Source organism: Shewanella gelidimarina (assembly GCF_023283945.1).
Classification (GTDB): domain Bacteria; phylum Pseudomonadota; class Gammaproteobacteria; order Enterobacterales; family Shewanellaceae; genus Shewanella; species Shewanella gelidimarina.
On sequence record NZ_JAKIKW010000012.1, the window covers coordinates 1 to 12,810 of the forward strand.

At 40.9% G+C, this 12,810-nt stretch carries 13 protein-coding genes and 1 rRNA gene; 7 read left to right on the forward strand and 7 right to left on the reverse strand.

Annotation, left to right across the window (positions count from 1 at the left end; all coding sequences use genetic code 11):
* Positions 1-106: ribosomal RNA gene (rrf, locus tag L2729_RS11585) — 5S ribosomal RNA — on the forward strand; the annotation flags it as partial.
* 799 nt (positions 107-905) lie between these two features.
* On the opposite strand, the gene L2729_RS11590 is transcribed toward rrf, so the two are convergent.
* Positions 906-1,574, reverse strand: coding sequence for a DUF2057 domain-containing protein (locus tag L2729_RS11590; protein WP_248988414.1), 669 nt, complete (start codon positions 1,572-1,574; stop codon positions 906-908).
* 168 nt (positions 1,575-1,742) lie between these two features.
* Here L2729_RS11590 and L2729_RS11595 point away from each other — a divergent pair, with 168 nt between their 5' ends.
* Entirely contained in the window at positions 1,743-2,108 is a 366-nt protein-coding gene (locus tag L2729_RS11595; protein WP_248988415.1) for a hypothetical protein, read from the forward strand.
* A gap of 107 nt (positions 2,109-2,215) precedes the next feature.
* A complete protein-coding gene (corA, locus tag L2729_RS11600) occupies positions 2,216-3,163 on the forward strand; it encodes a magnesium/cobalt transporter CorA (protein WP_248988416.1) in 948 nt (315 codons plus the stop codon).
* Positions 3,164-3,179: 16 nt separating this feature from the next.
* On the opposite strand, the gene L2729_RS11605 is transcribed toward corA, so the two are convergent.
* Both L2729_RS11605 and L2729_RS11610 read right to left on the reverse strand, forming a co-directional pair.
* Positions 3,180-3,518 carry a DUF3135 domain-containing protein gene (locus tag L2729_RS11605; RefSeq protein WP_248988417.1) on the reverse strand — a complete coding sequence of 113 codons (339 nt, stop codon included), beginning with the start codon at positions 3,516-3,518 and terminating at the stop codon, positions 3,180-3,182.
* A 102-nt stretch (positions 3,519-3,620) separates the two neighbouring features.
* The gene (locus tag L2729_RS11610; RefSeq protein WP_248988418.1) at positions 3,621-4,880 is read right to left on the reverse strand and encodes an HD-GYP domain-containing protein; all 1,260 of its coding nucleotides are present in this window, start codon (positions 4,878-4,880) and stop codon (positions 3,621-3,623) included.
* A 114-nt stretch (positions 4,881-4,994) separates the two neighbouring features.
* Here L2729_RS11610 and L2729_RS11615 point away from each other — a divergent pair, with 114 nt between their 5' ends.
* Entirely contained in the window at positions 4,995-5,684 is a 690-nt protein-coding gene (locus L2729_RS11615) for a 2OG-Fe(II) oxygenase (RefSeq protein WP_248988419.1), read from the forward strand.
* Here the strand turns inward: L2729_RS11615 and L2729_RS11620 are convergent.
* Both L2729_RS11620 and L2729_RS11625 read right to left on the reverse strand, forming a co-directional pair.
* Positions 5,681-7,033, reverse strand: a complete 1,353-nt coding sequence (locus L2729_RS11620; RefSeq protein ID WP_248988420.1) for an ATP-binding protein — start codon at positions 7,031-7,033, stop codon at positions 5,681-5,683. The two genes, L2729_RS11615 and L2729_RS11620, sit on opposite strands and share 4 nt — an antisense overlap.
* Positions 7,024-7,698, reverse strand: coding sequence for a response regulator (locus L2729_RS11625; RefSeq protein ID WP_101091819.1), 675 nt, complete (start codon positions 7,696-7,698; stop codon positions 7,024-7,026). The genes L2729_RS11620 and L2729_RS11625 overlap by 10 nt, the downstream gene beginning before the upstream one ends.
* A 283-nt stretch (positions 7,699-7,981) precedes the next feature.
* Here L2729_RS11625 and L2729_RS11630 point away from each other — a divergent pair, with 283 nt between their 5' ends.
* From L2729_RS11630 to L2729_RS11640, 3 genes are read left to right on the forward strand one after another with little or no spacing between them, the layout of a single operon-like run.
* The gene (locus L2729_RS11630; RefSeq protein WP_248988421.1) at positions 7,982-8,836 is read left to right on the forward strand and encodes a putative selenate ABC transporter substrate-binding protein; all 855 of its coding nucleotides are present in this window, start codon (positions 7,982-7,984) and stop codon (positions 8,834-8,836) included.
* Between the two features lie 3 nt (positions 8,837-8,839).
* Positions 8,840-9,535 carry an ATP-binding cassette domain-containing protein gene (locus L2729_RS11635; protein WP_248988422.1) on the forward strand — a complete coding sequence of 232 codons (696 nt, stop codon included), beginning with the start codon at positions 8,840-8,842 and terminating at the stop codon, positions 9,533-9,535.
* Between the two features lie 10 nt (positions 9,536-9,545).
* Positions 9,546-11,051: a PhnE/PtxC family ABC transporter permease gene (locus tag L2729_RS11640; RefSeq protein ID WP_248988509.1), complete on the forward strand. Its 1,506-nt coding sequence runs from the start codon at positions 9,546-9,548 to the stop codon at positions 11,049-11,051.
* A gap of 92 nt (positions 11,052-11,143) precedes the next feature.
* On the opposite strand, the gene L2729_RS11645 is transcribed toward L2729_RS11640, so the two are convergent.
* Together L2729_RS11645 and L2729_RS11650 are read right to left on the reverse strand one after the other, a co-directional pair.
* On the reverse strand, positions 11,144-11,488 hold the full coding sequence (locus tag L2729_RS11645) for a hypothetical protein (RefSeq protein ID WP_248988423.1): 345 nt from the start codon (positions 11,486-11,488) through the stop codon (positions 11,144-11,146).
* A 206-nt stretch (positions 11,489-11,694) separates the two neighbouring features.
* Positions 11,695-12,432 (reverse strand): hypothetical protein, encoded by a 738-nt coding sequence (locus tag L2729_RS11650; RefSeq protein ID WP_248988424.1) that lies wholly within the window; start codon positions 12,430-12,432, stop codon positions 11,695-11,697.
* Between the last annotated feature and the right edge of the window lie 378 nt (positions 12,433-12,810).

Here is a 12,810-nt window from a genome sequence, read left to right on the forward strand (position 1 = left end):
ATAGAGCTGTGGCCCCACCTGATCCCATTCCGAACTCAGAAGTGAAACACAGTATCGCCGATGGTAGTGTGGGGTTTCCCCATGTGAGAGTAGGTCATTTCCAGGCGCCTATTTATTCTCGAAAGAGAAGCGATAAATCCCTAGCGCTCTGCACTAGGGATTTTTTCGTTTATTAGCTTTTTGAATAGTTACTCTCACATGGGAAGTAAATAGCGTATGCGAAGCATGCATCAATTCATGTGATAGGTCGATAATTGCATCCTGCATAATCGACACTTCCGCCATCCTTGGCGGTCGTAGGGCGAATATCGTAATAGCGATGTGCTTATGGCAGAAAATTGCTCCTGACATTTTCTGCATTCACCACATCCATGTGGTCAGCGCGGAGCTTTAGCGTAGCTGGCCATGACAGGCGCCGACTCTTTCTTATATCAGTCTCGAAAGAGAGTGAATAGCCCGTTGCTAACGCAACGGGCTTTTTTACGTCTGCGATTTGTGGTTTTTGAGTCATTGGATATACGGTTGATCAGATTCTTGAGTTCACATATGGCGACATGTTGTCTTGTTATGACTTAAATTTCTTAAATCTATTCTGCAATGAACATAGATATTTTTCAGGCTTATTAAATTTTTAGCCACATTACGTTGGGTCAAATGAATGTTTAAACTGGATAGAAAAGACTGGAGATAGCAACGACGTTTTTGAATTGCATGAATACAGTAATAGTGTTTTTATAACAATGAGATGAGGGTGACTTAATAGCCGACATTGTCTTCTGGTAGAACATGGGGCGTCTTCTACCAGAAGACGCCCCTGACTAATGGAATGAGCGAGACATTCGATGACACTTAAACCACAATCGGTTTACTTAAAATCGATCCGTGTCAGATAATATCTATGTGTGCTATTTAGCGTTTATCTTTAATTTAAATGCTTTTTTTGTTGCTTCATGAGCTTGTTCATACCAAAAATCGAGCATTTGCCCGACATTTATTTGATCTGATTTTGCATTAGAGTCAGAAGTTACTTCTGCTGGAAGTGCTTTAACAGCTTGAGTGTAAATTGGTGGGCTAGCCAAAATGATGGGCGCTGCTAAAGCTAAAGAACTGACGCCTGCGACCTGGTGACTGCTATTGTAAATGCGGATTTCAGCTTCATAATCACGACCCAGTTGCATACCTTCTTTAATCAATAGACCCTGTTTAAAAGCCATGATAGTGCCTGATGAATCTTTAATTGTAATCTGAGGGTTTCTATTGAAAGCATCCGCTGCACTGTTTGAACGTATTCTGGGGAAGTCCATTTTCAATTGTTTGTCCGCGGCTGAAAATGTCACAACAATTACATCAGAACTAAATTGGGTTTGCGATCCCTGTTGTTGGTAACGCCCTATATACCTTAGTGCTATCTGGTTCTCACCATTATCGAGTGAAAGTGCTTTATTGCTGTCAGCCTCTTTACCATTGATAAGGATCAGTTCAGAGCTTGAGGGAAGTGTTAGCTCTACATTGGCGATAGCTAAAGAATGAACGCAAAGTAATGCTGTAGCCAAAATACACTGATTTATTTTCATAGAAGATCTCTATTTTAATTGATACTTACTTTATAGCAGAACGATTTTTTTTTTGCAGCTTGATCTGATGTAACTGGGCAATTGAATGCGAATGCTTAGATAATAATAACAGTTTAGCTTTATGATTTTAGTTATAATGCGATTTCATTACGGTTTTGGAGAGAACGCGTGTTAACGAAAATTCTTGTGACTTTGTTAGTCATAGCGGGTGCCATTTTTTATATTCGTCAATCTAAAGTAAGCCGCACAAAAGAGCGAACTCAAGATATGGGTAAAGGGATCATTATTCGCTTCTCTCTGTACATCGTTATCATTCTTTCATTATTGGCAAGTGCTGGGTATTGGTACTGGGATTGGCAGGATGGTAATAAGGTCGTTAGTGTCACAATTGTGTCGCCAGTGAGTAACGATTCGGTTGTTTATCAAGTTAGAAAGAAGCATATCACTAACAACGAATTAATAACGATAGATGGGATAAGAATCAGATTATCTAATCAAGAACGAATAACCATCGCTAAGACAGTTGAAGAGTAATATTTGGTTTTTTTCGTTTAGTTAGCACTTTTCGGTGTCTCTTTTTGGGTTAGAATAGCCTCGTTTTTTTACCCCTATTAGTTGATTAATTGTAAGAAGGAGGAGCTATGATAACAGCCTATGCCTACGAGAATCGTAATCTAACGATCACCGAATTGAGCATCCAGGATACTATCCCTCCAAGCACAATTTGGTTAGACCTTTATAAGCCTGATGATCTGGAGCGAGAGTGGTTAAGCCAGTTTTCTGTTGAAAATGTTCCTGAAGAGGAAGACATCAATGAAATTGAAGCTTCAGCACGTTTTTATCAGAATAAAGACGGCTTGCACATTAACTCTTTGTTCCCACAAAGAGCAGGACAAGATGTTAAAGGCGTAAACGTTTCTTTTAACATTCGCCCACATTTTCTTTTGACGATTAGGGAAGAAGATGTTGGCTTAATCAGACTGCTAAGAAACTATTTACGTCTTGGTAGAATAGAAGCTACATCACCGCAAGCATTGCTACTCGAGTTGTTTAATCTAAAGGTTGATTATCTCTCAGATTTAATTGAAGACGTTTACACCGTCCTTGATAGCGTGAGTGAGGAAGTTTTCAAGAATGAAGAGCTTGATGATGTCTTTAAGCTTATTACTAGACAAGAAGACTCCAACGGTAAGATTAGATTAAGTTTACTCGATACACAGCGTTCATTACGTTACATGCAAAAGCACTATCGTAGTCAACTCTCAGATGGTGAGATAAAAGATCTTCGAGAGATGTTATTAGATATTGAATCACTGATGCCACACAGTCAGTTCATTTTCGATAAATTAAATTTCTTGCTCGATGCTGCAATGGGTTTTAGTGGACTGCAACAAAACAAGATTATTAAAATATTTTCGGTTGCGGCCGTGGTATTTTTACCGCCAACGGTAATTGCTAGTAGCTACGGTATGAACTTTGCCAATATGCCCGAACTGGATTGGAAGTTAGGTTATCCGATGGCTATTTTGATGATGTTTGGCAGTGCTGCGGGTACCTACTTTTTCTTCAAGCGTAAAGGTTGGTTATAATAAAAATAGTTCGCTTTTAGCGAGCTTTTTTTGTGCCTGTTTGCGAGGGGCGGTTTGCAAAAGTAAGCACCGTAGCCTTATGTTGATAAAACTCATCAGGATGATTAAGTACATCATTAAGACTTGAGAGTTTTTGGTACATCATACTGCTTACAATTTGGTAGCGTTGGTATGGTGTTTTGCATAGCGATAATTTTTTCTCGAGATGATCGAGCAATGAAACTAACTTCGGTTTACTTGCAGCTGAAGACTCGTCAATAACTTCTTGGTTTAACTTTTTCTGTAAAGCATCTAATTTGCTTGGTTCGTTTTCTGCTAGCCAAAGTAATTGGTCAAAATCGGGAAGCTTAGTCATAAAAACTCACTCTTACACGTTTACTGTTAGATTAAATCTAGTAACAGGAACGGAATAGAGCAAGAAATGGACAAGTTTACTGTTATTACAAAAAGATTATTCTCAACTATCGATACCAAAATAGTAACTTACTCTTTCTCTCGGGTTTAAATATTTAAAGACCCTTTCTGGCAAGCCTGCCGGAGGTAAACACCTGACAATGGTAATTCCTTCTTGTGCCAACTCTATTATAGGTGCTTGTTCTTTTGGGACTAATGCATCGTAAACAAGGATCCTCGGTAGCAATAGTTGACTCATATTTACCGACATAACCATAGCGTATTGGCCTGAGGATAACTCGACAATGCTGCCGGGTGGATAGATCCCTAACATCTTAACCATTCTTCCAACCATTTGCGGGTTTAACTGTGTTTGATAATGCTTATACAGATAACCTAAAGCAGAATAGGGGGTACGGGCTTTTTGATTATTATCTGAGTGGCAAAGATTATCATAAGTATTTACCGCTGCAACCAATTGGCTTAACTTGTCAATCTGGGGTTCTTTCAAGCCTTTTGGACTGCCTGAACCATCGAGGAACTCATGATGATTCAAGATGACTGGCAGTGCTTCTGCTGGGAAATTATCAGCAAGCTTGAGTAAGTCAACGCCCATCATGGGATGCTGACGGACAAAGTTTTGTTCTGCTTGGGATAGTGGTGACGTTTTTCTTAATATCTGCGTCGGCACTTTAAGCTTACCAGTATCATGAAATAATGCGCCTATGCCGACCAATTCTATTTCATTGCGAGTCCAGTTTAGTTCTTTGGCGATTAACATAGATAAAACGGATACGTTGAGAGAGTGGTAGTAGATCCCATCATCATTTTTAGCATCAGCCATCAAATGCAAGACTAACTTATCAGACGTTAATAACTGCTCGCAGATATTATGGATAAGTTCCTTGGCATCATTGACCGCATTTAAAGGACGATTACGCAATTTACCCATAAGGCTGCGGATCATCGCTACTGAACGATCAAAGTGTTGCTCTGTTTTTTGCAGCTGACGCCTTAGGCTTTTATGGGCTTCTATGCTTTCGGCTTTTTGTTGACGTAGATCCTCTGATAGCTTATCTAAATTACTATCTACAATCGGCTGTTTTCTGCTGCGGGCATCTTCAGGCGTTAGGACCGCAGTATCACTGCGATCTAATATGACAAAGACATGCTCAATACCCAGGTTCTTGATTAACTCAATTTGGGCTTGTTGTCTAATTTTGAAACTGCTGAATAGAAAAGGGTGATCTTTCCATGAAACAGGTAATCGAATAAAATTACCTACCTGCAGTTGCTTTACTGCAATTTTACAACTATTTGTCATATGTATTTGTGTGAGTCTTCCTTAGTTTGCTATTTTAACGCAACTTATCTTATTTACAAATGCTTAACTCATATGTTTACAATTATGCGAAGGCAAGCAGCTTAAGAGTATCTAATGGATTTTATTGAAATATACCCCAATGCACTTCCCGATGACCTTTGTGAACAGCTCATTAGTGCTTTTGAGCAACACCCTGGTGTGTTAGCGGGAAGCACCGGCGGCGGTGTCGACACTGACAAAAAAATGAGCCGAGATTTGATGTTAGATTCTCATGAAGATTTAGCTGTGCTAAAAAATACTTTGCTGCAATACACATTGCAGCACGCCGCGGAGTACTTTAATAAATATTCTATGGCGCTGATGGGCGCGGTATCGGTAGGTGTATCGAATCTCGAAGGTGACGCTGTTACGTTAACACCTGATAATTATGCGGCATTTGGGGAGCCAAGAGCTGAAGCCTTAGTTAAATATTTATATCGGAGTGGTACGATTAACATTCAAAAATATGATAAAAACAAAGGAGGCTATCCTCATTGGCACTCAGAACAATTTCCACAGCTTAATCATAACGAAGCCTTACATCGAGTCGTGTTATATATGTTTTACTTAAATGATGTCGAAGAGGGCGGAGAGACTGAGTTTTACTATCAAGATAAGAAAGTAATGCCTAAAAAAGGCACCATGGTGATAGCGCCTGCAGGCTTTACTCATTCGCATCGAGGCAACATGCCCAAGAGTTGCGATAAATATATCGCGACCTCTTGGATCATGTTTAATCGGGCGGAGCAGCTATACGCGCGTTAGATTGGAATTGAGATCCTAAAACAAGCACCTTCCAAGTCGGATGTCTCTATACTGAGACGTCCGCCATAGCTAATGACTATCTCGTTACAGACCGCCAGTCCAATACCTTGTCCCGCTTTTTGGGTATCTGCTCGAACGCCGCGTTGAATAATGTTTTGTCTAATACTCTCTTCAACGCCTGGACCGTCATCTTCCACTAAAAGCTCAAACTCACCCGCATCATTGTAATAGGATGAGACCCTCACGGTGGTAATGCAGAGCTTAAATGCATTTTCCATTAAGTTGCCACAAAGCTCCATTAAGTCACCTTTGTCACCAGGGAAAACATGTTCTTCTTCGATAACCGCTTCAAACTGTACTTGTTTGTCGCGGTATACCTTAAATAACATTTGAGCGAGTTGGTCAACCAGCGGCAGTATTAGAGTTTGTTCCTGTTTTAGGCCCTTACGCCCCAACATGGCTCGTTTTAATTGGTATTTTACCAATTGATCCATCTGGCTGACTTGCTCCATTATTTTTTCACTGGTTGCTTCTTTATCCAATCTGGCATCATCAGTAATGGCGTGCACCGCGGCTAAACGTGTTTTTAAACTATGCGCTAAGTCGTTCATTGCATTTTGGTAGCGCTGCTGTTGTGCACTTGATTGCACTAACAATTGGTTAAGCGCTTGGGTTACACCTTCAAGTTCAATGGGATAACCTTCAGAAAGGCTCTTAGATTTACCGCTATTAACCGATTGGAGCTCATTTCTTAATTGCACTAATGGGCGCATTCCCCAGTATGCCGCACTGATGAGCAAGACCAGTGCTAATGCCAGCACAAACCCCAGCCGTACATAGGTGCGTCGACTGAACTTACTGTATTCTGCTTCTAACTTCTCAGCATCTTTTAGCACCAGTAAATTGTATTCACTGCCAGCGATATCAAGTGAAAGCAAATACACAAAGTAGCCACGAGTATCAGCTAAGGAAAGGTAATAGGGGGGAGTGTCATTGCGGATCTCGTTAAAACGTTCGCAGGTATCGAATAATCCGCGATCGACAGCCAAAGAAGATGTCCATACTTGATTAAAGGTACTGTCACAACTGGCAATAATATAACGCTGAGAAGCGCTATTTTCTGCTAGCCATTCATCACTATTATCAGGCAGTAGATCATGCTCCCTAAGCTCGGCGGCAACTTTAGGAATTTCAGCAATAAGCTGGGAGGTTTCTTCATTGTAACTATTTTGGGCATGAAGAATATTAACCATCCAAGCTAAACCAAAGCCTACCAAGGCTATGATTGAGAGCGAAGTGAGAAACATCCGCGTAAGCAGACGTTTCTTAGGTTTAAAGCTTAACTGCATGGCAGATTAAATTTGTAACCTTGGCCACGAATCGTCGCGATAGGATTTTCAATGCCATCTTTTGTGAGTTTTTTGCGTAAACGACTGACCATGACTTCGATAGTGTTTGGGTCCCCCTCTTTGTCACCGTAAATGACATCGAGCAAGCGCTGTTTAGCGACAACTTCATGGCAGTGGCGCATTAAGTACTCGAGGATCAAATATTCAAAGGCAGTCACTTCCATTGGTACGTCGTTGAGAGTGACTTGTTTGGCTGCCAAGTCTATCTCTAGTGCGCCACTGGTGATCTTTGGTTTGACAAAACCGGCACTGCGCCTGACCAGAGCATCGAGTCGAGCAACGAGCTCCTCTTTCTGGAACGGTTTAACCAGATAATCATCAGCACCTGCATTTAGGCCTTCAACCTTGTCTTGCCAGTTAACTCGGGCAGTCAAAATCAAAATGGGAGCTTTCACTCCGTTATCACGCATACTTTGAATTAAACTAATACCATCTTGGTCGGGTAAGCCCAGATCGACAATGGCGACATCAATAGGATAGTTTGTCGCTTGGTAAAATCCTTCCTTCGCTGTTAATGCAACTTGAAGCTGATTTCCTAGCTCACTAAGCTGCACTTTAAGGTGGTGAGATAAAATAGGATCATCTTCAACAACCAATATTCTCATAGTAAAATATCCTTGAATGCGATAAAGATTAGTTTACGCAGATTTATGCATACTGCCAACTAAGTGTTTCTTATTACGTAGGAGTTTACGCCTCGCTAACTTAACCTTGGCTGAATTATGTGGATGTTACTATGAAGAAAACGTTTTAGTGGATGATTTAACATCAGTTTGATAAAGGTTATAGCTAAATCCAGATCTATCTAGTGCTTTATAGTGTTTCTTCTGGGTTTGTTGGTTAAATTTAGTTAAAATATGGTAAATATTTTGTCAGATTAAGCTTATTATGTTTGCTATCAAGCCCCTTATTAGCATGTTTGTGCTGCTATTCGCGCCGAGTCTTTTGGCTGCAACTTTTACTTTTACCGCTATTCCCGATGAGGATGAAAGCCAACTTCGAACACGTTTCGATAAAGTGGCCGTTTACTTAGAAGAAAAACTAGGCGTTGAAGTTAAATACGTGCCGGTAAAGTCATACTCTGCAGCCGTAACCGCTTTTAGAAACAATCAAGTGCAGCTTGCATGGTTTGGTGGTCTTTCCGGCGTACAAGCAAGACGTTTAGTACCAGGTTCTGACGCAATAGCACAAGGGTATGAAGACCAATTTTTTAAAAGCTACTTTATTGCACACCATTCTACTGAGATTATAGCTGATGATAGCTTCCCTAATCTAAACGGTTACACCTTTACCTTTGGCTCAAAAGATTCTACTTCTGGCCGCTTGATGCCGCAGTTTTTTATCGAACGTAATTTGGGTAAACGCCCTGAAGATATTTTTAAGCGAATTGGTTTTTCAGGCGACCACAGTCGCACCATCGCACAAGTTCAAGCCGGTGTTTATCAGGTGGGGGCGGTTAATTATAAAGTCTGGGAGTCTGCTTTGGCTGCGGGTAAAATTGACTTGAACAAAGTGGATGTGATTTGGACTACACCAACGTATCCTGATTACCAATGGACGGTAAGAGCGGGCGTCGATGAGACCTTTGGCGAAGGCTTTAAAGCACGAGTTGAAGCAGCATTGTTGGGCATGACTGATACGGACCTTCTTAAGAGTTTTCCGCGTAAATCATTTGTGCCGGCCGAAAATCAAGATTATGAACCGATTGAAAATGTCGCAAAAACGATCGGTCTAATAGATTAATTGATGCTAGACATTATTGATTTTTCTCTGAGCTTTGGTGATAAAAAAGCGTTGGATTCAATTTGCCTATCTATTGAGTCTGGCGAAAAGGTCGCCATCATTGGCAGCTCAGGTTCAGGGAAATCTACGCTTATTCGTTATATCTATGAGCAGCTGCAGGGAAGCGCGGCATATTGTTCCCAGCAACAGGGCTTAGTCGAGAGCTTAAGTGTATTTCATAATATTTATATGGGAGCACTAGGCAGAAATGCTGCAGTCTATAATCTTTTTAACCTAGCATTTCCCTTTAAAAAACCACTTCAAGAAGTAACAACCATTGCTAACTCTTTAGCGCTAGACTGTCCAATATCCCAGACGGTTTCTCAGTTATCAGGTGGACAACGTCAGCGCACTGCGGTTGGTAGAGCTATATATCAAAAGATGCCTATTTTCATTGGTGACGAGCCTTTCTCTGCTTTAGATCCTGTTATGGGTAAGCGGCTGATAAGTTTAGTATTACAACAGCACCAGAGCGTCATTATGGTATTGCATGATATGGATATGGCGTTGCAACATTTTGATAGAGTCATTGGTTTGCGTGACGGAAAAAAGTGTATAGATACTTGTGCCTCTGGGCTGAGTGCTGAGATGTTGCAAGCGTTCTATGAAGGCTCAAGCATTGATACTGACGAAGCTTTAGGATCGGATACCATTGCCTGATCTTGTCAGAATGAGTTCAATTCCACGTCATGCTTTTTTTGGCTATTGGCAGAAAGTAACGCTGATTTTGCTTGGTGTTACCATGGCATGCTTTTACTGGGCTGACACGGAAATTATAGCGTTAGAACCGTGGAGCGAATTGCAGCGTATAGCCCTAGGATTCCTTTCACCAGATTTTTTAGCGACCGAATATTTATTGGAAGCGGTTTGGCAAACGATTAGTTTTGCTTTACTCGGCGTGGCGGCAGGATTGTTATTAGGTGCTCCCGTGGCATTGTTTTATAATAAGCCTCTAGTCGCAGCCGCTTGTGCCTTTATTCGCTCGATTCATGAATTATTTTGGGCGTTATTATTTCTGCAAGTGTTCGGCTTATCCCCCTTAACAGGCGTGCTTGCTATTGCCTTACCCTATGGCGCTACATTTGCTAGAGTCTTTAGCGATATTTTACAGCAAGCCCCTGTGTATACATTGCAAAATTTACCGGCGAATACCGATAAAGTCAGCCGCTACATATATGGCCGTTTCGCCCACGTAATGAATGAAATTAAAGCTTACGTGCGTTACCGTTTTGAATGTGCGTTAAGAAGTAGCGCGATACTTGGCTTTGTCGGAATGCCCACATTAGGCTTTTATTTAGAGTCGGCTTTCAGGCAAGGGCATTATCACCAAGGCGCAGCGCTGCTTATTCTGTTTATTATCATGATCGGGTCTATACCTTATTGGTGTAGAGCTAAATTGTTACCTTTGTATTTTATTGCCGCGGTATGGTTGTTACCTGATATCACCACTATTGACGGCTCACTCGTTTGGCGCTTTTTAAGTGATGATATTTTACCACCCATGTTTCAAAGTCATAGCATAGACCTGTTGTTTAACGATAAGTGGCGCCTATTTGCACAATGGTTGTATGACATTGTTACAGAGCAAGCACTTCCCGGTATTTTAGCGACCGTGTTGCTTGCCGTTGCGGCGCTAGGCTTTAGTTATCTGTTGGCATTGCTGATGACAACATTCAGTTTTAAGCCATTGACGGGTGCGTTTATCACTAGACTCAACAATTTTATCTTACTTATTTTAAGATCGATACCTGAGTACATTTTGGCCTATATTTTTATGCTGTTGCTGGGACCCTCTATGTTGCCGGCAATCATAGCGTTAGCGATTCATAATGGTGCCTTAGTTGCCTATTTAACCGCTCGACAAAGCTCTACCACCACATTTAGCCAGCATTTTAATGGCAAGATTGATGGCTATGCATATGACATATTACCGCGAATATATCCAAATATGATGGCGTTACTGTTTTATCGGTTTGAAGTTATTCTTAGAGAAACAGCTATTTTGGGAATGTTAGGCGTTGCTACGTTAGGCTTTTATATTGATAGCAACTTTTCCGAAATACGCTTTAATGGGGCGCTAGTGCTGATAGGTGCGACGGCTTTACTTAATATTTTAATTGATATAGCGAGTCGTAAACTGCTGGTTAATGGGTCGCTCTCACATAAACCTTGTTAAATCACCGTATAGAGTGAACTCATATACGGTGATTTTGAACCTGACAGATTATTAACGAATAGAATCTCAGCCTGTGGGCTATTAGTATATTGTTAGTTGAATATTTTGCGCGGGTGTCTTCTATAGATGATGCCGTTGCCACACCATGCGGCAAATAGTGTAAACGCGACAACACTAGACATAATAATGCTTAGGCGGTACCAAGGAGCCTCAGCCACAATGCGCGCCTGTACATATTCAAAACCACTTGTTCCCCAAACCAGAAAGGCGGAGACGATAAGGGCAAGCTGTAAAAGTCGAGTCATCCAAGTTGCTCGTATAAAGAGTAATACCGGTGCCAATGCAGAGGCTATGCAGACTTCGTTTTGACCAAATCGAAGAAAATGTGCGCCGAGCAGTAAATACGCAACACTGATAAAAAGAATACGCCACCACATAGAGATATACCTTATTGTCCATAAATAGCCTGTAAGGATAAGGTAAAATCAAACAAGTATTCTATAGGTGGCTTCACAAATATAGGATTAATGCTTACTGGCATCAGTAATAGAGGTGTGATTATGTGCGTCAAAGCACAACTCTATCTACCTTGATTGTTGGTTGTAGCAAGCTGGTCTGTTAAGAGCAGCTTGCCCATTCAATGCTATTTGATATTGTCTAAAGCAGATTTAAGCTTTTGTTTATCTTCTTTGCTGAGGTTTGCGTGACTAATTAAGCTAAGAATATGTTCAGCACTTGCCTCATCGTCATCGTCATCCTCATCCTCAAAGATAACAAAACCAGCGTGTTGATCACTATCAGCAAATCGCATGACTTCAAGCTCAGAGATCTGCTCGGCAATAATCTCTATATCATCTGAAAGGGATTCAATATGTATTTCAAATTCGCCTTCATTTTGTTCGAATAGTTTTTCGAGTTCTAGGGCTTTCGCTTCAAGTTCACCCGATTTCGATTCGATTTTTATCACATGAGCTTCGATTTGCGCTGTTTTCCCATCGAGTTGTTTATACAGTTTTTCCAATTTAATCTTAATCGCCTTATCTTGTTCGGCGTTAACAACAGAAAGATTGTTTTTAGAGTGCAGTTGCATACGTGACAACAGGCGAGTTAGCGGTGCTTGAGTAGTTTTTGGGAGTTCACTTAATTTAGCCTTTATCACATCTTGATCTTCTAACTCTTGTGCGGTGAATGCTAAGTCATGCTGCTTGCCGTTTGTTTTAACCGTAACATGGGTAATATCATTTTCATCGGTTTCTATTTGGGTGCTAAATTCTCTGTCTTTATTGTCGACTACATTCATTTGTGTCGGTGCAGCTAATAAGCTGGTTGGCAAGGCTAAACCGCAGGTTAATAATGCGCATACTAATAAGTTATTTTTCATAATGTCTTCTCTATTGCCATAATGCATTGATGTGTTTGGATCTAACGCAGCCACTTAACGGTACGTTCCCTCTATTCTCAGTAGGTATTGCGAGTATCGTGCCAACTCATAACAATGCGCTTTTAGCGGGGGCCTCGGCGGAAATAATCTGTTAACCCATTAAAGAACAACAAAATAACCCTATTTGGGCATATGACTTCCTCAAATAAGGATATTGTGCTTAAACGTGCTAGGGTTTAAATCAACTACTCTGGTCAATACCGTTCTTGAAAGAGCGTGTTACAGGGCGTTAGCTGATATTTGAAAGCTGGTATTAAACTTGTATAGCTATAGAAACTAATAATAAAGGCCTCAATCTAAAGTGTATTGAGGCAGATA